The organism is Geobacter sp. PheSNFMC, assembly GCF_059620965.1.
This window is the reverse complement of record NZ_JCAMRN010000102.1, coordinates 1-20,759: the sequence shown is the minus strand read 5'-3', so window position 1 is coordinate 20,759 and position 20,759 is coordinate 1. Positions and strand designations below refer to the sequence as shown.

Genomic DNA, 20,759 nt, shown 5'->3' with positions numbered 1-20,759 from the left:
GCTCATCCCTCCTACTGAAACATTTCTACCTGTTCGTTCCCCACAACCGAACAAGCATGTCGGTTTTTCGCGAGCCCAGTCCATGCCATAGCGAAACAAGGCCCACGTACTCTTCTGTCAGTTCATAGATAAGGCAGTATTTCACCGGACCTGAATCGATATACAACTCTTTAAGCACCACCTGCTGACCGGCAAGCAGATAGGGTGAATCGGTGCCGGCAAAGTTATTGTCGTAAAGGAGCCTTTCTGCCGCTTCAATACGCTCCAGAAACATCTCCGCAACTTCTACCCGGTAGCGCTCCGCCAAATTCTCCGCATACCGCCGAACCCGGGCCTGATATTCCAGCGAACGCTTAAGCGGGCGTTTTGCCATTCCGCAGCTCTTTCCTCATGGAATCGAAGAATTCATCCCCTTCCGCAACGACAGTCCCCAGGCCGGAACGAAGTTCGTACCAGCCTCGCTCAACAGAATCGAAGAACTCCTGCCGTTCGTCGGCGTGCCGCACATACATCCGCAACGAATCCCGGAGCACATCCTGTTCATTGCGCCCTTCCCGCTGGGCAATCCGCTTCAGGTTCATGCTGTCGGCTTCATCGAGCCTGAGCCCCAGTTGTTTGCTGCGTCCCATACATTCCACCTCCCTGGTATCAATGATACCAATATACATCACCGCATATCACCCAACAAGATATCCGGTTGTCGAAAAGGCTGCCCATCATTTCCACACAACACTACGCTACGGGCACACAGGGCCGAGCCCTTCACACATAAATATCCGCCCAGACCTCATCATCCTCCGGCCACGGCGATTCCTCGGCAAATGCCACGGCATCGGCCACGACGCCCCGGCATTTCTCCAGCACGGCGGCCAGTTCAGCCTCGGTGGCGATGCCTTCTTCCACCAGGCGTTTCTCGAAGTTCGGGATCGGGTCGCGGCTTTTCCAGAGCTCCACTTCGGCGGCGCTGCGGTACTTGCCGGGGTCGGCCATGGAGTGACCCCGGAAGCGGTAGGTCATGGCCTCGATCAGGTAGGGCCGGCTGTGCTCCCTGACCCACTCGGCGCCCCACTTGACGGCCTCGTACACCGCCATGACGTCCATGCCGTCCACCCGCACGGAGGGGATGTCGTAGCCGCAGGTCCGTTTGTGGATGTCGGAGAGGGCCGAGGCCCGGGAGACGGCGGTACCGATGCCGTAGAAGTTGTTCTCGCAGATGAACAGGACCGGCAGCTCCCAGAGCCGGGCCCAGTTGAGGGATTCGTGGAAGGTGCCCTGGTTCACGGCGCCGTCGCCGAAGAAGCAGGCAGAGATCCGCTGTTCATTGCGGTACTTGGAGGCGAAGGCAAGCCCCACGGCAATGGGGAACTGGCCGCCGACGATGGCGTAGCCTCCCATGAAGGCGAGGCTCGGGGCGAAGAGGTGCATGGAGCCCCCCTTCCCTTTGCACAAGCCGGTGGCCTTGCCGAAGAGCTCGGCCATGACCCGCCGCGGCTCGGCCCCCCGGATGATGGCCTGGGCGTGCTCCCGGTAGGCGGACAGGATGTAGTCGTCCTTGCGCAGCGCCGCGGTGGCGCCCACCGCCACCGCCTCCTGGCCGCTGTAGAGGTGGAGGAAGCCGGTGATGTGCCCCTTGGTGTACTGTTCGGCGCACGATTCCTCGAATTCGCGGGAGAGGACCATCTGTTCGTGCATCTTCAGCAGTTCGGAATCGGGAAGAATGGCGCGGAGCGTGGTTGCCATGATTCACCTCATGCGGATTCGGTATTCAGGGTAAAGAAGAAGCATGCCCCCCGGCCCGGCTCGGAGAAGGCCCAGACCCTGCCGCCGTGCCGGTGGATAATCCGTTGCACCGTGGCGAGGCCGACCCCGGTGCCGGCAAATTCGGCATCGGTGTGGAGCCGCTGGAAGGGGGTGAACAGTTTGCCTGCGTATGCGGCATCAAAACCGGCCCCGTCGTCGCGGACGTAGTAGACGGGTTCACCGCCACTGGTGTCGACGCCGAACTCGATGTGCGCCACCTCTTTCCTGCCGGTGTATTTCCAGGCATTGTGCAGCAGGTTTTCAATGACGCTCCGCAGCAGGGCCGGATCGCCCGTGGCCGCGACCCCGTCGGCGATGGCCGCGTCCACGCGGCGATGGGGCTCGGCCTCGCGCATTTCCGCCATGATCTGCCGGGCAATGGCGCTCAGATCCACCTGTTTGCACTGGAGCTCTTTCCGGCTTATCTGGGAAAGGGCCAGGAGCGAGTCGATCATCTCCTGCATCCGCCGGCAGGAGACCATTATCCGGGCGAGATAGCCGCCCGCGTAGTGGTACTCCCTGGCCTCAAGCTCCTCGTTGAGTATCTCGGCATAGCCGCTGATGTGTCGCACCGGCGCCCGCAGGTCATGGGACACCGCGAAGGTGAACGATTCCAGTTCCCGGTTGGACGCCTCCAGTTCGGCAGTGCGTGACCTCACCCGCTGTTCCAGCCCGGCGGTGAGCTGCTGGAGCGCCTCCTCGGCCCGCCGGCGGTCGGTCACCTGGCGTTCCAGCTCGGCGGTCCGCTCCCTGACCCGCTCCTCCAGTTGCTCGTTCAGGCGGGTAAGCTCTTGTTCCAGCCTCTGGCGCTCCGCCAGTTCACGCTGCAGTTCCGCGGTCCGCGCACTCACCTTGCTCTTGAGCGTCAGGTTGATCAACACCGCCGCAACCAGCAGAACGCCCGCAACTGAAGCCAGCACGCCGGCCACGAACGCCCAACTGGGCCGCCACGGCGGAGCCTTCACATGAATCCAGCGCCCGATGAGGGCCGCCTTCTCTTCCTCGCTCAGGGCTGCCAGCCCCTTGTTGAGGATCTGCCGCATCATGGGCCAGTCCTTGCGGACGCCGATCCCCCAGCGGTACATGAAATCGGTCTTTCCCACGAGCCGGAGGTTGGTTATCCCCGCCTCCTGGAGGTAAAAGGTGGCGTTGGCCATGTTTTCCACGTAGACGTCCACCATCCCCAGAGATGCCTTGGCCAGCCCCGTGGAGACATCCGGCACGACGTCCAGGCTGATCTGCGGATAGGCGTTTCGCAGGTAGTCGTGGGCCATGTAGTTGGAGACCACGGCCACCTTCAGCCCCTGCAGATCCTTGATGGCAAGGGGCTTGCCGAACTCCCTGGCCGAGAAGATCCCGCCGGGGACCACCACGAGGGGATCGGTGAACAGCATGTACCGCCCCCGGTCCTCAGTGGCTTCCACTGCCCCGAGCAGGTCCACCTCGTGCCGCTTGAAGGCATCCATGACCTCGTCCCAGTTTTGCAGGTGGACGATGGTTATCCTGATGCCGAGTTTCTTCTCCAGGGTGTGGATGTGGTCTGCCGCGGCCCCCCGGTAGACGCCGTTTTCGTCGAAATATTCGATGGGCTTGAGGTCGGGGTCCGGGGCGAGCTTGATGACCGGATGGGCGTTGAGCCACGCCCGCTCCTCGGGGGTCAGGGACACGGCGCCGGATTCGGCGCGGGAGCCCCCGGTTGCCGCCAGAATGACGACGAGCACCGTAATCAGCGCGAACGCGGACAGGATCGACAGGCCACGGGCACGTCCACGCCCGGCCATGATCAGGCGCTCCGCTTCACGTAGTTCAGCGTCCCGCCGGCCAGCAGTTCCTGCCGCTGCCTGTCCGAGACGTCCAGCAGGGTGACGATTTCCTTCCCGCCCGCCCGCACCGGGATCTCCACGGCCCCGGAGGCCACGAGCCGCCGCACGTCGGGGAACTCCAGCCGGTCCCCCTGCTTCAGGAGGTCATAGTCGGCGGGGTTCTTGAACGTGAGCGGCAGGATGCCGAAGTTGACCAGGTTGGCCTTGTGGATCCGGGCGAAGCTCTTGACGATCTTGGCCCGGATGCCCAGGTAGCGCGGCGCCAGGGCCGCGTGCTCCCGGCTCGATCCCTGGCCGTAGTTCTCGCCGCCGATGACCGCGCCGCACCCCTTTTCCTTTGCCCGCGTGTGGAACTCGGGGTCCAGTTGCTCGAACACGAACTGGCTGATGGCCGGGATGTTGCTCCGGTACGGCAGCACCTTGTTGCCCGCCGGCATGATGGTGTCGGTGGAGATGTTGTCACCCACCGTGAGGATGACCTCGGCCTCCAGGGTGTCCGGCAACGGATCGAAGTCCGGGAACGGGACGATGTTGGGGCCGGTGACGATCTCCACCTGCCTCGCCTCCGCGGGCGACAGGGGGAAGATGATGCTGGAGTCGTCCAGCACGTATTTGGCGGGGTTCTGCACGTTGGGCCACGCCATGAGGTCGCCCAGCTTGCGGGGGTCGGTGACCATGCCGAAGATGCCTGCGGCGGCGGCAGTTTCGGGGGAACAGAGGTAGACCCGGTCATTCTTGGTGCCGCTGCGGCCGGGGAAGTTGCGGGGGAAGGTGCGCAGGCTCACCTGGCCGGTGCCCGGCGCCTGCCCCATGCCGATGCAACCGAGGCAGCCGGGCTGGTGGATCTGGGCCCCGGCCAGGAGGAGCATCATGATTCCGCCTTGATCGGCCACGTTCTCCAGCACCTGGCGGCTGCCCGGATTCACGTTGAAGGAGACGTGAGAGGCGACGCGTCGGCCGTCCAGGATGCGGCAGACGGTCATCAGGTCCCGGAAGGCGGAGTTGGCGGAACTCCCCACGAGCACCTGATCCACCTTGAGCCCTTCGATGTCGGCCACCCGCACCACGTTGTCCGGCGACGAGGGGCAGGCGATGAGGGGCTCCACCGTGGCGAGGTCGATTTCCTCGTACTCGTCGTAGGCGGCGTCCGGGTCGGCGGCAAGCTCCTGCCACACCTCAGCGCGGCCCTGGGCCTCCAGGAACTCGCGGGTCCGGTGGTCCGAGGGGAACAGGGAGGTGGTGGCCCCCAACTCCGCCCCCATGTTGCCGATGATGGCCCTATCGGTGGCCGAGAGGGTCGCCACGCCGGGGCCGTAGTACTCGATGATCGTGCCCACGCCCCCCTTCACGGTGTGGCGCCGGAGCATCTCCAGGATCACGTCCTTGGCCGAGACCCAGGGCTGGAGCTGTCCCGTGAGCTTCACTCCCCAGATCTTCGGACAGGGGAGGTGGAACGGGTGCCCCGCCATGGCCAGGGAGACGTCGAGCCCGCCGGCGCCGATGGCGACCATGGAGAGCCCGGCGGCCGACGTGGTGTGGGAGTCGGCCCCGAGCATGGTCTTGCCCGGCACGCCGAAGCGCTCCAGGTGCACCTGGTGGGAGACCCCGTTCCCCGGCTTGGAGAGGTGGATGCCGAACCGTTGGGCCGCGGTCATGAGGAAGACGTGGTCGTCGGCGTTGCGGTTGTCGGTCTGGAGCAGGTTGTGGTCGATGTACTGGGCCGCCAGTTCCACCTTGACCCGGTCCACTCCCATGGCGATGAACTCCAGCATGGCCATGGTGCCGGTGGCGTCCTGGAGGAGCGCGTGGTCGATCCTGAGCGCGATCTCGGCGCCCGGTTTCAGTTCACCCGTGACCAGGTGCGCTTCGAGGATCTTCGTCGCGAGGTTCTTGCCCATGGAACTCTCCTTAGTCGTCCCTGAAAAAGTCCCCAAATGGTCTCAGTTGGTCTGAACCCGACGGGGAAAGCACTCCAGCAGGTCCATAAGATTCAGATTGATGCCCCTGAATCGCTCTTTGAAAAGCCATAAAAGGATAGCTCTGAGGAGCTTCCTGATGTTGAAGCCGCACCCGGCCAGGATGGCGTTGATTTTGTCGCCTTCTTCGCCCTTGAGGTAGTTGCGGTCCATCCGGTGGTCTTGCTTTACGTGGCCGATAATCGGCTCGATGCCGCTGCGCCTGCGGTACCATTTCCAGGCGCTGGCCTTCATGCTCTTCTCTTTCTTGTTGGCCAGATGAATCTCAGTGTTGGCAAGGGTTGTTGGGGCGCCTTTGTAGCCTTTGTCGCAATAAGCATGCTGAGGGCGCCAGCCACTGATGGCCTGTGCCTGATCGAGCGCGTCTTTCAGGGTATGCCCGTCATACGGGTTGCCATGGACGGCTTGGACGCCCACGATCCAGCTGTTCTCTGAGGTGCTCACCAGCGATACCTTGCAGCCAAACTCGTATTTCTTGTGGGCCTTGCCCTTGGCGATGCATTCCACTTCGGGGGCCTGCATGCTGTAGAGTTTGTTCGTGTCGTTTCGCTTCTGGCCAAAGATCCGCTTCGCCCGCTCCAGCATGGTGGCCAGCAAAGGGGCCGGAGCCTCGCATTTGCGTTCGATGTCGCGGATCACGCGGCCAAGGAACAGACGTAGCCGCTTTTGTTCCCGCTTGGCCCGCTTCGCCTGCCGGGCATGGCTGTAGCGACCCTGCATGATGAAGGCCCGCTTGCCCAGTCGCTCGTAACTCTGGCGAAGCTCGATGCCGCCTCTTTTGGCGAGCCGCACCAGAATGCGCCGGGCCTTGTGGTAAAGCCGGGCGTCGGTCGGAAAGGCGATGGCCTTTTCCTGGACCGTGGTGTCGACGTTGACCCGATCCAGGTCTTTTTCGGTCACGTACTCTTTGCCCTTGGCCGTCTCGATGGTCACCTGGAGCAGTTTCTCCATCCCCTGGGGGCCGATGCGCTTGCGCCACTTGACCAGGGTGGTCGGATCGAGCGGGAACTGGTGCTGGAAGTGTTCGAAGCCGCAGAAGTACTGCCAGTAACCATTTTCGATGAACTGGGCTACCACCGTCTCATCACTCACATTGTAGGCATGCTTGAGGTAGTGCAGCCCTACCAGCAAACGGATCGGCAGACCCGGCCGCCCGGCTTTTGCGACGTAGAGGGGACCGAACTCCTTGTCAAAGACCGACCAGTCGATGGTGTTGGCCAGGCGAAACAGAGGATGGCGGTTGTTAAGGATCTGATCGAGTCGGGAGCGAAACAGATCCTCCTGGCCGGTGGCGCTTGTTTTTGGTTTCATGAAATCACCAGGTTTTGAGAGTGTTGATTCAATTTCTGGTGATTTTATCACACAATAATCGCAATTTATATCAATAACATCAGATGGTTACACTTTTTCAGGGACGACTCCTTAGTTACGCATGTATCGCCCGCTTCTCCACGTCCAGGGCCGCTTCCTTCATGGCCTCGGCCAGGGTCGGGTGGGCGTGGAAGGTCATGGCGATGTCCGCGGCGCTGCCGCCGTAGGTCATGACGGTGACCGCCTCGGTGATGAGGTCCGAGGCGCGGGGGCCGACCACATGGATGCCCAGGACCCGGCCCGTGTCGGGCTTGGCCAGGATCTTCACGAACCCTTCGGTTTCCCCCATGCAGCGGGCCCGGCCGTTGGCCATGAAATTGAACCGGCCCGCGGCATAGGGAATCCCCTGCCCCTTGAGCTGCTCTTCGGTCAGGCCGACGCCGGCCGCCTCGGGCCACGTATACACGATACCAGGGATGTATTCATAGTCCACGACCGACGCCTCGCCGGTCAGGCGTTCGGCGAAAACCTCCCCCTCGGCCATGGCCTTGTGGGCGAGCATGGGTCCGTGGATCAGGTCGCCGATGGCGTAGATCCCCGGAGCCGAGGTCAGGTAGTTGCCATCTACCCGGATGCGCCCTCCCTCCATGGCGAGATTGAAGGGTTCGAGGCCGAGCCCGGCCATGACGGGGCGGCGGCCGGCGGCCACCAGGACCCGGTCGCAGGCGATGGCGTCGCGCCCGCCGGCGGACGATTCCACCGTGACCACGGCCTTGCCCTCCCGCTTCTCGATGCCGGTCACCCGTGTCTCCATGCGGAAGGAGATCCCCTGCTTCTTCAGGGAGCGCACCAGGGCGTCGGCCACCTGGCCGTCGGTGGCGGGGAGCGGCTTGGCCAGCACCTCCACCACGGTCACCTGGCTGCCGAGCCGGCGCCAGACCGACCCCAGCTCCAGCCCGATGTAGCCGGCCCCCACCACCAGCAGATGCTCCGGCACCCGGTCGAAGGCCAGGGCCTCCCGGGCCGAGACCACGGTCTCCCCGTCAAAGGCGAGGCCCGGTACCGGCACCGCCTCGCTGCCGGTGGCAAGGAGCACCTTGCCGGCTTCCAGCAGGTGCGCGGGCGCGGTGCCGTTGCCGCCCACCTCCACCCGCAGGAGGTCGCCGTTCCTGCCCGCCAGGCGGGCCGCCCCCTTCAGCCAGGTTATCCGGTTCTTCTTGAAGAGATAGGCGATGCCGTCGGTGAGCTTTTTCACCACATCGTCCTTGCGGGCCATCATCCGCGCCAGGTCGAGCCGCGGGGGGTCAATCAGGATGCCGTGGCCGGCAAAGCCGTCCCGGGCCTGGGCAAAGAGCTCCGATGAGTCCAGGAGCGCCTTGCTGGGGATGCACCCCTCGTTGAGGCAGACCCCGCCGAGGGTTTCGCGCTGTTCCGCCACCGCCACGGTCATGCCGAGCTGGGCCGCCCTGATGGCGGCCACGTAGCCGCCGGGTCCGGCGCCGATGACGATGAGGTCGAAGGTTTGGTCAGCCATGGGAAATCCTCCCGGAGCGAAGTAGAGTTATCCTGAAAAAACCGTTAAGCACAGAGCACCCCCCTCAATCCCCCCTACTTTGTAGGGGGGAAGCGAGCAACGCGAGCAGGGGGGTGAACATGTCACGACCTCAGCCAGTTGAAACGTCGCCCCCTCCGCGAACCATCGGCGACACAGCCCGGCTACTTCCCTAGCCGGTAGATGATCTCGAAGCTCCCCCCCTGCAGATGCTCCCAGAGCTTCTCGTCGGTCGTGGTCCGGTAGGGATCGCCGGTGTTTCCCAGTCCGGGCATGGAGAACTTGAGGCTGAACTCGCCCTGGTCCAGGACTACCCCCTTGCCTTCGAGGCGCGCCCCCGTGGTGCCCGCCTCCGGCCGGTGAGCGGGGCCGGCGGCGGAAATGCTCGGCTCCAGGGCGCGGATTTCCGTCGGCCGTCCCTGGAAGGCGACCAGCTCCTGGAGCACGTCCCGGGCGCCTTCGTTCCCCTGGCGGGATGCCTTGCCCAGCCACTCGATGGCCCGCACCTTGTCCACGGGCACGCCGTCACCGGAGAGGAGGACCATGCCGTACGCGTACTGGGCCTCGGCATCGCCCCCCGCGGCCGCCTTGCCGATCCAGAGGGCCGCGGCCGCGCTGTCGCGCTTGACCCCGGTCCCCTCGTGGTAGAAGGTGCCCAGATAGTACTGGGCCCGCGCGTGGCCGCGCTCGGCCGCCATTTTCATGTACCGCGCCGCCTCTGTCGGCTTGCGCGGCGCCCCGCTGCCGTCCAGGTGCATCAGCGCGAGCCTGAAGGCCGCTTTGGCATCCCCTCGCCGGGCCGCGGCCTGGGTGGCGGCATACCCGTTGGCAGCCTTTGCGGCCTTTGTGCCCTTTGCCGCACGGGAAGCGGCCGGCACCGGCGCAACCGCCAGCATCGACAGGGCCAGTGCCGTCACGACCCGGCACACCATGACCGCAAGCCTACCCCTCAAGGAACAGCTCCTCCGGATCTTCCACATACTCTTTCACCGTGCGCAGGAATCCCACCGCTTCGCGGCCGTCGATGATCCGGTGGTCGTAGGACAGGGCCAGGTACATCATGGGCCGGATGACCACCTGCCCGTCCCGCGCCACGGGACGGTCCTGAATGGCGTGCATGCCGAGCACCCCGCTCTGGGGCGGATTGAGGATGGGAGTCGAGAGGAGCGATCCGTACACCCCGCCGTTGGTTATGGAGAAGGTGCCCCCCTCCAGGTCCGAGAGTTCGAGCCGGTTGGTTTTGATCTTTTCGACAAAGGCGGCGATAGCCTGTTCGATCTCCCAGAAATGGAGGCGATCCGCATCCCGGAGCACCGGCACCACCAGCCCCTTGTCCGCGCCGATGGCGATGCCGATGTTGTAGTAGTGGTGCCGGACGATGTCGTTGCCGTCGATGCGGGCGTTCACCAGGGGAAAGGCTTTCAGGGCCTCCACGCAGGCCTTGACGAAGAACGACATGAACCCCAGGGATACCCCGTGCCGCCTGGCGAACTGCTCCTTGTGGCGGGCACGCAACTCCACGATGCGCCCCAGATCGGCCTCGTTGAAGGTAGTGAGCATGGCGGTCTGCTGGCGGGCCGCCATGAGACGTTCCGCGATCCGCTTGCGGATGGGGGTCATGGGGGTGCGGGTGGTGCGATCGGCCTCCAGCGGCTCGGACTGGCGGGGCTGTTCTGCCGGTGGCCGGGGCTGCTGCGCGGGAGGCTGGGGAGCGGCCGGCGACGGAGCCACCGACTGCGCAGGGGCCGGAGACGGCGCCACCTGCTCCCGCTTTTCGGCAAAGGAGAAGAGATCATCCACTGTCACCCGCCCTCCCCGGCCGGTACCGGGCACCGCCTCGGGGCTGATCCCCCGCTCCCGCGCCATTTTGCGCACCGACGGGGAAAAGGGGGGGGCTGCGGCGGGCGCGGCGGCAGCGGCCTGTGCCGGGGCCGGCGACTCGGCACCAGGGGCGGCAGCGCCTTCGCGAATGGTGCCGATGACCGTGCCGATCTTCACCGTGGTCCCGGCCGGCACCGCGATGGAGAGAACCCCGTCGGCCTCAGCGTTAAGCTCCATGGTGATCTTGTCGGTCTCGATCTCGCAGACCGGCTCGTCCTTGCGGACCGCATCGCCGTCCTGGCGAAGCCACGTGGCCACCAGGGCCTCGAATACCGATTCTCCCACCGATGGTATTTTGATTTCCATGGGAACTCTCCGTTGAAACAGTGCTGCCGGTCAGCATCAATCACGATGCGTGACCAGGCCCCCTGTGAGGGGGAACGCCTATACCGCAAGCGCTTCCGTGACGACCCGTTCCTGCTCCACGCCGTGCAGCCGGTGCGACCCCACGGCGGGCACGTCGTTGTCGGGCCGCCCCACGTAGCGGGGCTCGCGGCCGAAAAGATCAGCCAGGTGGGGCCGGAGAAAGCTCCAGGCACCCATGTTGCGGGGCTCCTCCTGGACCCAGGAGACGCTATCGACCCCCCGGAAGGGCGCCACCGCCTCCCGCAACAGGTCGGTCCGCAGGGGATAGAGCTGTTCGATCCGGACAATGGCCGTGTCGGCCACCGCGTCACGCTCCATCCGCTCCAGCAACTCGTAGTAGATCTTGCCGGAACAGAGCAGGAGCCGCCGGATATTTTCAGGGTCGGCAACGGGGGGGATCACCTCCCGGAACCAGCCGCCGGACAACTCTTCCAACCGGGAGACGCAGCGGGGATGGCGCAGCAGGCTCTTGGGGGTGAAAACCACCAGGGGCTTGCGGAACGGCTGCTTCACCTGCCGTCGCAGCAGATGAAAGAGCTGGGCCGGGGTGGAGGGGTAGGCCACCTGGAGGTTGTCGTCGGCGCAGAGTTGAAGGTAGCGCTCGATGCGGGCGCTGGAATGCTCCGCCCCCTGCCCTTCGTAGCTGTGGGGAAGGAGCATGACGAGGCCGCTCACCCGCTCCCACTTGGACTCGCCGCCGGCGATGAACTGGTCGATGATGACCTGGGCGCCGTTGGCGAAGTCGCCGAACTGGGCCTCCCAGATGACGAGCATCTCGGGCGACTGGACCGAATAGCCGTATTCGTAGCCCAGGACCGCGAATTCGGAGAGCATGCTGTCCCAGGCGCGAAAGACCGCGTTGCCGGCGGCGGCGCCGTCCAGGGGCACATGGACCGCTTCGGTATTCATGTCGTAGAGGACCGCATGGCGGTGGCCGAAGGTGCCGCGCCGGGAATCCTCCCCGGACAGGCGGATGGAGGTTCCCTCGGCCAGAAGCGTCCCAAAGGCCAGGGTCTCGGCATTGCCCCAGTCGATCCCCTCTCCCGCCTGCACGGCCTTGAGCCGCCGCTGGAGGATGGTTGCCACCTTGGGGTGGACGGAAAAGCCCTCGGGCACGCCGGCCAGCCCTTCGGCCAGGTGCCGCAGCCGCGCCGGGTCCACGCCGGTATCGACCTTGGCGGGCGAATAGTCCCGCCGGTACTCCCCCCACTTCCCCTCGAAGCCGCCGGCCACGGGGCGCGGCGGGGCAGCGAGGGACTCTTCCAGCCGCGCGGCAATGGCTGCGGTCATGGCGTCGAGCCGGTCCCGGGGAATCCCCTCCTCCGCCAGCCGGGCCGCGTAGAGCTCGTGGACCGGCGGCCGGTCCTTGATCCGGCCGTACATGACCGGCTGGGTGAAGTAGGGCTCGTCCCCCTCGTTGTGGCCGTGCCGGCGGTAGCAGATGATCTCCACCACCACGTCGCGGCCGAAGGTCTGCCGGTACTCCAGGGCGAGTTCCATCACGTGGACTGCCGCCTCGGGATCTTCGCCGTGGACGTGGAACACCGGCGCCGCCACGATCTTGGCCGTGTCGGTGGCGTAGAGAGACGAACGGGCGTCCGCCGGGATCGTGGTGAAGCCGATCTGATTGTTGATGACGATGTGGAGGGTGCCGCCGGTCCGGTACCCTTCGAGCTGCGACAGGTTCAGGGTCTCGGCCACCACCCCCTGGCCGGCGAAGGCGGCATCGCCGTGGATCAGCACCGGCAGGACCCGCTTGTCTCCCCCCGGCCCCCGGGCATCCTGGCGGGCCCGGCATTTCCCCTCCACCACCGGGTCCACCGCCTCCAGGTGCGAGGGGTTAAAGGCCAGGGTCAGGTGGATAGCGCTGCCGTCGGCGAACCGGCGGTCGCTGGAGAACCCCTTGTGGTACTTCACGTCGCCGTCCCCCACGAACGCCAGTTCCACGTTATCGGCGAACTCGGCAAAGATGTTCTCCAGGGGCTTGTCGATGATGGTGGCCAGCACGTTCAGCCGCCCCCGGTGGGCCATGCCCAGGACCAGGTCATCCACGCCGAGCCGGGCCGCGCGCTCCACCACGGCGTCCAGGGCCGGGATCAGCGCCTCTCCCCCTTCCAGCGAGAAGCGCTTCTGACCCAGAAATTTCCGGTGCAGGAATTCCTCGAACAGGGACGCTTCCCTGAGCTTCTCGAGGATGTGCAGTTTCTGGTCCGGGGAAAAAGACGGCCGGTTCCGGACCGGCTCCATCCGCTCGATGAGCCAGGTCCGTTCGGCGGGATCCTGGATGTGCATGAACTCCACGCCAATGGAACGGCAGTAGGTCTCCCGGAGCGTTGCCAGAATCTCCCGCAGCGTCGCCTCGGCCGTGAGGAAACGGCGCGCCCGGAAGGTGCGGTCCAGGTCTGACTCGTCCAGGTCGTACTGCTCCAGCGCCAGGAGCGGGTGCTCCAGCTTGCAGGGAGAGAGGGGATCGGTGCAGGCCAGCAGGTGGCCCAGGTCGCGGTAGCGGTAGATGAGGGAGTCGACCGCCGATTGCTTGGCGGCCAGTTCGGGGGTGGGGCACTCGGTCGGCGGCTCGCCGCGCCCCAGTTCGTAGCCGGCGAAGAATGCGCGCCACTCGGCGGAAACCGACGCGGGATCGGTCTGCCAGGATTGGAAAAGGGATTCGATGAACTCGGGGTCGGCCCCTGCGGCAAAAGTCATGACAGCGCCCTCGATTGAAGTGACGCGGATAAGTATAACAAAGGGGGGAGTGGTTTCAAAGCGGGCCGGCGTACGCGGGGCAGAACATCGGTGGAAAGGCGCGTCGGCCGGCTCGGGGCCGGCAGCGTCAGGTAAACAGATCGAGCCGGAAGCGGCGGGCCATGAACGCCTGAAGGGTACGGACCTCCTCGAAGGCGAGCCGCAGGCGGCCCTGCTCCATACGGTTGAGGTGGTCGAGGGGGATGTGGTTGGTGGGCGTGAGGCCCTGCCGAATGGCTTCCACCTGGCCCCTCAGGCGCAACAGGACGAGGAAGTTGAAGCTCTCCTCCAGGTCCTCCGCTTCCTTGGCGGTGAACGTGCCTGCCGTGACCAGGGACTGGAGGCGCTCCCACGTCCCCCCCCGAAGGAGTCCGGCCTCCAGGGCCAGGATCTTCACCCCTTCAGTGATGGCGAAGATTCCCGCCCTTTTCAGGTCCACAAGCCCCCGGTGATCACCGCTGCGCTCCACCTTGATCCTGCCGAACATGCCGAGGGGAGGTGTGAACCGGACCACGTTGGCGCCCATGTGGGCCAGATAGGCGGTGTCGCCCGCAAGCCGGCCGACGATGTGGGGTTTCAGCGCCTGCTCCAGGGAGTGATCACCGTCGATTAAGCGCATGTCCATGAACATGCTGGTGTTGAGGATATTCTCCGGAGTGGGTGCCGAGAGCCACTGATCCAGCACTGCGCGCCACTGGCTGAGGCTTCGGCGCCAGGCTTCGTTTCGGGCCATGATGCCGCCGGGGCAGGGAGGAACCCCGATGGCGACGAGATTGTCGATCAGGTCGAGGGAAAAGGCTTCGAGGCGCCTGACGTCGGATTCAGAGAGGTCGTCGGCGTAGACAATGGCATTGTCCTGGTCGGTGGTGAGAGTCTGCTCCTGGCGCCCCTCGCTCCCCAGCACGATGAAGGCGAAGCGGTCCGTCAGGTCGGGGTAGCGCTCCCGTCGCAGCAGCGTTATGAGACGCACCAGGATCTGGTCGTTGAGGTGAGCTATCATCCGGACCAAGTCCCTGGTCGGCACCCCTGTTCCGGCGAGATGCACCACCAGGTTCTGAACCCGGACGTGGAGTTTCTCCAGGTCGGCCACGGAGCAGGCCTCCTCGATCTCCCGGACCATCTGCTGGGGGGAGCGGCTCTGGAGCCGCAGGATGTCCGAATCGGTGATTATCCCGGTGAGGCGGCCGGCCCCGTCCACCACGCAGACCCGGTGGATGCCGCGACGCGACATGCGATGCAGCGCCTCGAAGATAGAGTCGTCCTCACCCACCGTTATGAGGGGAGCATTCATGATCATTCCGGCGGTCATGGCGTGGCAGTCGGCGCCCCGGGCCACGACTTTGTTCCGCAGGTCCCGGTCGGTGACAATCCCGGCCGGGGTATCCCCCTTGCAGACCACCACGCTGGATATGTTGCGCTCACTCATGGTGGCGGCCACGTCCACGAGCCGGTCGCCGGGCGCACAGGTCACCACCTGTCGCTGACAGAACGTTCCTACCGGCTGGAACATGATGTTTTCTTCGGTCATGGCGCTACTCCAAGGAAGTGATGATCTCAGACTCCAGGGCCGGGGGACAGGTACCTGACGGCCCAGGCGGCGATGATGCCGGCGGCATAGCGGGCGTCCTCCTCGGCCAGGAGCAGATGGTCGGCCCGGTCCAGGGCTACCAGGCTCCTGGGCTGGGGAGCCAGGGAGAAGATCCGCTCGGCATGGTGGAAGCCAACTACCTGGTCGTCGGGGGCGTGGAGTATGAGGAGCGGCACGCCGAGGGCGGCAATGGTGTCATCCAGGCGGACGCCGGTCACGTCGTCCAGGAATGACCGGCCGAGGCGGAATGGCCGGCCCGCCACCATGACCCGGGCCGAGCCGTTCTGCGCCAGTTCGTCCTCCTTGCCGGTGAAGAGGTGGCGCAGCCCCTCCGGGCTCGCCGGTGAGCCGATGACCACAACCGCCCGGCAGCCCGCGATGCTTCCGGCCGCGGCAAGGCAGGTGGTGCCGCCCAGGGAATGGCCCATGAGCAGGCGGGGCGCGGCATGGGAGCGCTCCAGGAACGAGGCCGCCGCCCGCAGATCGTCCACGGTGGAGGTGAAACCGGTTTCGCTGAAGTCCCCCCCGCTCTCCCCGAGCCCCGTGAAGTCGAAGCGGAGCACGCCGATCCCCTGCTCCGTGAGCACCCGGTTGATGGCGACCACGGACTTCAGTTCCTTGGAGCAGGTGAAGCAGTGGGCAAAGAGGGCGAAGGCGACCGGTTCCCGCCCCTCCGGCAGATCGAGGATGCCGGCGAGTTCCGCGCCGCGGCCGCCAGGAAAACGGAGGCGGCGCGAGATCATTCCTTCTCCCCCTCGCCGGCCCGGTCGAGTACGAGCGAGGCCGAGTTGATGCAGTAGCGCCGGCCGGTGGGGGCCGGGCCGTCCGGGAACAGGTGCCCCAGGTGGGCGCCGCAGGAGGCGCAGTGGACCTCGGTCCGGTGCATGAAGAAACTCCGGTCCTCCTCGCTCTCTACCCCGGCCCCGTCCACGGGGGCGGTAAAGCTGGGCCAGCCGGTGCCGGAGTCGAACTTGTCCGCGGAATCGAACAGGGGCGCGCCGCAGCAGACGCAGCGGTAGATCCCCCTGTCGTGGCAGTCCCAGTAGGCGCCGGTGAAGGCCGGCTCGGTCCCCTTGCGGCGGGTGACCTCGTACTGCTCCGGGGTCAACTGCCCGCGCCACTGGGCATCGGTTTTCTCGATCTTCCTTTTCATGATGCGCCTCCGTGCTCCCTGCGCCTTAGCCCAGCTTCCTTCCCGCCCGGCGGAGCAGGATCGAGTTGGTCACCACCGACACCGAGGAAAAGGCCATGGCAAGCCCGGCGAATTCGGGCCGGAGCGTGATCCCCAGCGGATAGTAGAGGACCCCGGCGGCCACGGGGATGCCGAGGATGTTGTAGAACAGGGCCCAGAAGAGATTCTGCTTCACCTTGGCCAGGGTCGCCCGCCCCAGGCGGATGGCGCGCACGGCATCCATGAGGTCGTCCCGCACCAGGATCACGTCGCCGGTCTCCTTGGCCACGTCGGTGCCGCCGCCGATGGCGATCCCAACGTCGGCCCGGGCCAGGGCCGGGGCATCGTTGATCCCGTCGCCCACCATGGCAGTGAAGTACCCCTTTGCCTGGTACTCCCGCACGATTTCCTCCTTGCGGCCCGGCAGGACTTCGGCCTCGAAGCTGTCAACCCCCGCCTCCCGGGCCACGGCGGCCGCCACCTCCCGGTGGTCGCCGGTGATCATGCAGGTGGCGATCCCCATCCGCTTCAGCTCGGCCACGGCCCGGGGTGAGCTCTCCTTGAGCCGGTCGGCCAGGGCCGCCACCCCCAGCAGGCGTCCCGCTTCGGCCACGAGGATGAGCGATTTCCCCTCCCCGGCCAGCCGGGATGCGGCCTGCTCCAGGGGCGAAGTGTCGATGCCCGCCCCGGCCAGGAACCGGGCGCTGCCGGCCGTGACCGGTTCGCCGTCCAGGACGCAGGCCACGCCTCCCCCTTCGGTCTCCCGGTAGTCGGCCACCGGGGCCGGCACCACGCCCCGCCCGGCGGCACCGCTCACCGCCGCCTGGGCCAGGGGATGGTTCGAGCGGGATTCGGCCGCGGCCAGCACCGCCAGCAGGCGCTCTTCCGTCACCCCCGGCGCCGGCACCAGGTCGGTGAGGGAGGGTTCGCCTCGGGTGAGGGTGCCGGTCTTGTCCAGCAGAATCGCCTGGACCCGGGAGATGTTCTCCAGCACCGAGCCCCGCTTGACCAGAATCCCCCGCGACAGCCCCACCCCGCTCCCCACCATGATGGCGGTGGGGGTGGCGAGGCCCATGGCGCAGGGGCAGGCGATGACCACCACGGAAATGGCCAGTTTGAAGGCAAAAAGGAACTCCTGGTGGAGCCCCCAGAACCAGAGGGCGAACGTGAGGGCCGACAGGGCGATCACCACCGGCACGAAGACCCCGGACACCCGGTCGGCGAACCGCTGGATCGGCGCCTTGTCCGCCTGGGCCTCCCGCACCATCCGCACGATCTGGGAGAGGAGCGTTTCCTCGCCGATCCTGGTGGCCCGCACCAGGAGCACGCCGCTGCGGTTCACCGTGGCCCCGGTGACCGCGGCCCCCGGCCCCTTGTCCGCCGGGATCGACTCGCCGGTCACCATGGACTCGTCCACCGACGAGGTCCCCTCCACCACCTCCCCGTCCACGGGGATCGTCTCGCCCGGCCGCACCCGCACCAGGTCGCCCAGCCGCACCGCCGACGCGGGGACTTCCCGCTCCTGGTCGCCGGTCACCAGCCGCGCCTTGTCCGCCTGGAGCCGCAGGAGCTTTTTCAGGGCTTCCCCCGCCTTGCCCCGGGCCCGGGCTTCCAGGTACTTGCCCAGGCGGATAAAGGCGATGAGCATGGCCGAGGTTTCGAAGAACACGTGGCCGCCATGCTCGCCAAAAGCCCCGAAAAAGGCGAACAGGGAGTAGAAATAGGCGGCCGAGGTGCCCAGGGCCACCAGCACGTCCATGTTGGCGCTCCGGTTTTTCAGGGCGAACCAGCTCCCCCGGTAGAAGGTGAGGCCGGCCGAAAACTGGACCGCACTGGCCAGGACCAGGTTCATCCAGCCCACGGCCCGGTTGTCGTGGAGGGTCATGGTGGCCATGATGGGAAGCGAGAGCAGAAGACTGGCAATGAACCAGTTGCGCTGACCCTTCAACTCCGCGGCGGCCTCCCCCCCCTCTGCTTCGGGCTCCACGGGGGTGTATCCCGCGGCCACCACCAGGGCGAAAATGTCCGCCTTGCCCAGGCGGGAGGGATCGAACCGGACCAGGGCCTCCTCCTGGGCCAGGTTCACCACGGCGGCGGACACGGCCGGGTCGGCCAGGAGCTTTTTCTCCAGGTTTGCCACGCAGGAGGCGCAGTGGAGCCCCCGCACGCCGAAACGCAGCTCCCCGGCCGTCGTGCGCACCACGCCGTAGCCCAGGGCCTCCACCCGCGCCGCCACGGCATCCTCGTCGACCACCCGCTCGTCGAACTCCACGGACAGCTCGGCAGTGGCAAAGTTGACCAGGGCCGAGGCAATGCCCGCCACGCCGCCCAGTTCCTTCTCGATCCGGGCCGCGCACCCGGCGCAGCTCATGCCGGTGATGGGTAACAAGACCTTACGCATTCGGATGTCCCTCCGTCAGATATCCCCGCAGCTCGGCCGCGCAGATCTTCACCACTGCCGCCGCCGGCACCGCCAGCACGACCCCCCAGAAGCCCATGAGCTCGCCCATGGCCATGAGGACAAAGATAACCGCCAGGGGGTTGAGCCGCAAGGTCCCCCGCATGAGGAGCGGCTTGATCAGGTTTCCCTCTATGATAACGCTGATCACGAAATATGCCGCGCAGACCAGGGGAATCACCGACACGTCGCCGGTTTCCGCATAGCCGATCAGGGCCGGCGGGATCACCGCCACCATCACCCCCGCGAAGGGGACCACCGACGCGAACCCCGCCACCAGGCCGTTGAGCAGGGGAAACTCGATGCCGATGGCATAGAGGGCCAGGGCCGACAGAATCCCCACGAGAAGGCAGTCCAGCAACTGCGCCAGGATGAAGCGCTCCAGGGAATGCTTGATCCGCCCGCCCACCTGCCGGAACGACGGCCGCTCCCGGTGGGGAACGAACCGGAGAATCAGATCCTTCACGAAATCCTTGTAGTAGAGCATGAAGAAGACGAGGATCGGGGCGAGCACCAGGTTGAAGAGCCCGAAAACGGCCCGCGTGAGCTGCTGGTATCCCTTGCCCGTGAGCTCAAGGGCAAGCTTCTTCAGGGACTCCTCGGCCCGGGCGATGAGCCAGGCCCCCTCCTCGCCGCCGTAATAGGGAGTGAGGCGCCCCTTCCACGTCTCCATGACCAGTTGCAGGTTGTCCACGTAACGGGGGACCGCCCGGGGGAAGGCCTCCAACTGGTGGCTGAGATAAGGGATCAGGAGGATCAGGGCCAGGAAGATCCCCACGGCAATGGCGAGATAGAGCACGGCAATGGCCGGCAGCCGCCCCAGCCCCCTGGCCTCCAGGAATTTCATGGCCGGATTGAGGAGATAGGCGATGACCAGCGAGGTGAGGACCGCCGACAGGGAGTGGCCGGCGAAATGGCCCGCCAGGAGCACCAGCCCGAAGGTTATGGCCAGGGACCAGGTGATATGGGCCGCGTCGCGGGGGCGCACCGCCTAGCTCCGGAAATCGCCGCGGCGGAGGTGGTCGGCGGCGGCGCGCACGGCAGCGGCAATGGGAATGGCCAGCAGGATGCCCCAGAAGCCCATGAGCTCGCCGAACACCATGACCGCGATGATGGTCACCAGGGGGTTCAGGTCCATGGACTCCTTGAAGACCAGCGGCTTCACCAGGTAGCCCTCGAGGAAGTAGATGACCGAGAAGGCGGCGAGCACCTGGAGGAGCACCATGCCGCTCTCGTACTGGATATAGGCGAAAAACAGGGGCGGCAGGGTCGCCAGGATGACCCCGATGAAGGGAAGGACCGAGGCGAGTCCAGCAAAGATGCCGTTGACGATGGGATAGTCGATGCCGATGACGAAGAGCGCCACCGTGGACAGGACCGCCACGATGACCGAGACCATGAGTTGGCCGCGGATATAGCCGCCGATGCTCCCGTTGACCTCCCGCCCCAGGGCCAGGATGACCTCGCGGCGGGACGCGGGGAGCCACGCCGCCGTTGTCTCCATGAACTCCTTCTTGTACCAGAGCATGAAGAACACGAGGATCGGCGCGAGCACCAGGTTGAAGAGATTGAAGACGAGCCCCTCGGCCGCGGCGTAGACCCCGGCGCCGAGCTTGGCCAGCAGCTTGTCGGCCTGGCCGGCGGCCGTTTCGAAGAGCCAGCGCCACTCATCCGCCGCATAGGGAGGGACTGTCCGGCTCTTCCAGGCGAGCACGATCTGCTTGCCCTTCTGGAGATAGGCGGGGAGCCCGGCGATGAACGCCTCCCAGCGCATGCTGAGAAACGGCACGAGCACGATGAAGAAAAAGACGGAAAAGACCGCGAGAAGCGCGTAGAGAAAGAGGATGCCCCAGGGGCGGCGCACGCCGCGGCGCTCCATCGCCACCAGGAGTGGATCCAGGAGATAGGCGGTGACAAAGGACAGGAGAAAGCAGGAGACCGTATGCCTGATCGCATAGCCTGCGGCGATCAGCGCCCCGCCCGCCAGCAGCGCCGCCACGACCCTGTTCATCGCCGGTTGTTTGTCAGCCATCGCCTGCTCCTGTGGGGCGCCGGAGGTCGGCACCTCAGAAATCCTCCTCTTCGGCGCCG

General features: G+C 66.0%; 16 protein-coding genes. All 16 read right to left on the bottom strand.

The genetic code is table 11. From position 1 onward, the window contains the following. Positions 1-25: 25 nt before the first annotated feature. Complete coding sequence (locus tag AC6CDK_RS17135; protein WP_039643542.1) at positions 26-373, bottom strand: hypothetical protein; 348 nt, start codon at positions 371-373, stop codon at positions 26-28. After that, positions 354-629, bottom strand: a complete 276-nt coding sequence (locus AC6CDK_RS17130; protein WP_039643539.1) for a hypothetical protein — start codon at positions 627-629, stop codon at positions 354-356. Before AC6CDK_RS17130 ends, AC6CDK_RS17135 begins: the two co-directional genes overlap by 20 nt. A gap of 133 nt (positions 630-762) precedes the next feature. After that, positions 763-1,740: a pyruvate dehydrogenase (acetyl-transferring) E1 component subunit alpha gene (pdhA, locus tag AC6CDK_RS17125; RefSeq protein ID WP_039643537.1), complete on the bottom strand. Its 978-nt coding sequence runs from the start codon at positions 1,738-1,740 to the stop codon at positions 763-765. Between the two features lie 8 nt (positions 1,741-1,748). Beyond that, a complete protein-coding gene (locus AC6CDK_RS17120) occupies positions 1,749-3,581 on the bottom strand; it encodes an ATP-binding protein (protein WP_192905253.1) in 1,833 nt (610 codons plus the stop codon). Positions 3,582-3,583: 2 nt separating this feature from the next. Then, entirely contained in the window at positions 3,584-5,521 is a 1,938-nt protein-coding gene (locus tag AC6CDK_RS17115; protein ID WP_192905254.1) for an aconitate hydratase, read from the bottom strand. 42 nt (positions 5,522-5,563) lie between these two features. Beyond that, positions 5,564-6,910 carry an IS5 family transposase gene (locus AC6CDK_RS17110; RefSeq protein WP_192905255.1) on the bottom strand — a complete coding sequence of 449 codons (1,347 nt, stop codon included), beginning with the start codon at positions 6,908-6,910 and terminating at the stop codon, positions 5,564-5,566. 115 nt (positions 6,911-7,025) lie between these two features. Continuing rightward, positions 7,026-8,444, bottom strand: coding sequence for a dihydrolipoyl dehydrogenase (gene lpdA, locus AC6CDK_RS17105; protein ID WP_192905256.1), 1,419 nt, complete (start codon positions 8,442-8,444; stop codon positions 7,026-7,028). Positions 8,445-8,626: 182 nt separating this feature from the next. Then, positions 8,627-9,415: a tetratricopeptide repeat protein gene (locus AC6CDK_RS17100; protein WP_226048270.1), complete on the bottom strand. Its 789-nt coding sequence runs from the start codon at positions 9,413-9,415 to the stop codon at positions 8,627-8,629. After that, positions 9,405-10,649 carry a 2-oxoglutarate dehydrogenase complex dihydrolipoyllysine-residue succinyltransferase gene (odhB, locus tag AC6CDK_RS17095; RefSeq protein WP_192905257.1) on the bottom strand — a complete coding sequence of 415 codons (1,245 nt, stop codon included), beginning with the start codon at positions 10,647-10,649 and terminating at the stop codon, positions 9,405-9,407. Before odhB ends, AC6CDK_RS17100 begins: the two co-directional genes overlap by 11 nt. A 78-nt stretch (positions 10,650-10,727) precedes the next feature. Further along, complete coding sequence (locus AC6CDK_RS17090) at positions 10,728-13,412, bottom strand: 2-oxoglutarate dehydrogenase E1 component (RefSeq protein ID WP_192905258.1); 2,685 nt, start codon at positions 13,410-13,412, stop codon at positions 10,728-10,730. A 127-nt stretch (positions 13,413-13,539) separates the two neighbouring features. Then, positions 13,540-14,979 carry a putative nucleotidyltransferase substrate binding domain-containing protein gene (locus AC6CDK_RS17085; RefSeq protein WP_066357160.1) on the bottom strand — a complete coding sequence of 480 codons (1,440 nt, stop codon included), beginning with the start codon at positions 14,977-14,979 and terminating at the stop codon, positions 13,540-13,542. Between the two features lie 26 nt (positions 14,980-15,005). After that, complete coding sequence (locus AC6CDK_RS17080; protein ID WP_192905259.1) at positions 15,006-15,782, bottom strand: alpha/beta hydrolase; 777 nt, start codon at positions 15,780-15,782, stop codon at positions 15,006-15,008. After that, positions 15,779-16,192: a peptide-methionine (R)-S-oxide reductase MsrB gene (gene msrB, locus AC6CDK_RS17075; RefSeq protein WP_039643520.1), complete on the bottom strand. Its 414-nt coding sequence runs from the start codon at positions 16,190-16,192 to the stop codon at positions 15,779-15,781. The genes AC6CDK_RS17080 and msrB overlap by 4 nt, the downstream gene beginning before the upstream one ends. Before the next feature lie 25 nt (positions 16,193-16,217). Continuing rightward, positions 16,218-18,611: a heavy metal translocating P-type ATPase gene (locus AC6CDK_RS17070; protein ID WP_039643519.1), complete on the bottom strand. Its 2,394-nt coding sequence runs from the start codon at positions 18,609-18,611 to the stop codon at positions 16,218-16,220. Beyond that, a complete protein-coding gene (locus AC6CDK_RS17065) occupies positions 18,604-19,656 on the bottom strand; it encodes an AI-2E family transporter (protein ID WP_039643517.1) in 1,053 nt (350 codons plus the stop codon). The genes AC6CDK_RS17070 and AC6CDK_RS17065 overlap by 8 nt, the downstream gene beginning before the upstream one ends. A gap of 3 nt (positions 19,657-19,659) precedes the next feature. Further along, on the bottom strand, positions 19,660-20,700 hold the full coding sequence (locus AC6CDK_RS17060) for an AI-2E family transporter (protein WP_066357158.1): 1,041 nt from the start codon (positions 20,698-20,700) through the stop codon (positions 19,660-19,662). Between the last annotated feature and the right edge of the window lie 59 nt (positions 20,701-20,759).

Coding starts and splice junctions, on each gene's coding strand:
- AC6CDK_RS17070 (WP_039643519.1), bottom strand. CDS start 18,611: ATGCGTAAGGTCTTGTTACCCATCACCGGCATGAGCTGCGCCGGGTGC.
- AC6CDK_RS17080 (WP_192905259.1), bottom strand. CDS start 15,782: ATGATCTCGCGCCGCCTCCGTTTTCCTGGCGGCCGCGGCGCGGAACTC.
- AC6CDK_RS17090 (WP_192905258.1), bottom strand. CDS start 13,412: ATGACTTTTGCCGCAGGGGCCGACCCCGAGTTCATCGAATCCCTTTTC.
- AC6CDK_RS17130 (WP_039643539.1), bottom strand. CDS start 629: ATGGGACGCAGCAAACAACTGGGGCTCAGGCTCGATGAAGCCGACAGC.
- odhB (WP_192905257.1), bottom strand. CDS start 10,649: ATGGAAATCAAAATACCATCGGTGGGAGAATCGGTATTCGAGGCCCTG.
- lpdA (WP_192905256.1), bottom strand. CDS start 8,444: ATGGCTGACCAAACCTTCGACCTCATCGTCATCGGCGCCGGACCCGGC.
- AC6CDK_RS17120 (WP_192905253.1), bottom strand. CDS start 3,581: ATGGCCGGGCGTGGACGTGCCCGTGGCCTGTCGATCCTGTCCGCGTTC.
- AC6CDK_RS17085 (WP_066357160.1), bottom strand. CDS start 14,979: ATGACCGAAGAAAACATCATGTTCCAGCCGGTAGGAACGTTCTGTCAG.
- pdhA (WP_039643537.1), bottom strand. CDS start 1,740: ATGGCAACCACGCTCCGCGCCATTCTTCCCGATTCCGAACTGCTGAAG.
- AC6CDK_RS17115 (WP_192905254.1), bottom strand. CDS start 5,521: ATGGGCAAGAACCTCGCGACGAAGATCCTCGAAGCGCACCTGGTCACG.
- AC6CDK_RS17060 (WP_066357158.1), bottom strand. CDS start 20,700: ATGGCTGACAAACAACCGGCGATGAACAGGGTCGTGGCGGCGCTGCTG.
- msrB (WP_039643520.1), bottom strand. CDS start 16,192: ATGAAAAGGAAGATCGAGAAAACCGATGCCCAGTGGCGCGGGCAGTTG.
- AC6CDK_RS17110 (WP_192905255.1), bottom strand. CDS start 6,910: ATGAAACCAAAAACAAGCGCCACCGGCCAGGAGGATCTGTTTCGCTCC.
- AC6CDK_RS17135 (WP_039643542.1), bottom strand. CDS start 373: ATGGCAAAACGCCCGCTTAAGCGTTCGCTGGAATATCAGGCCCGGGTT.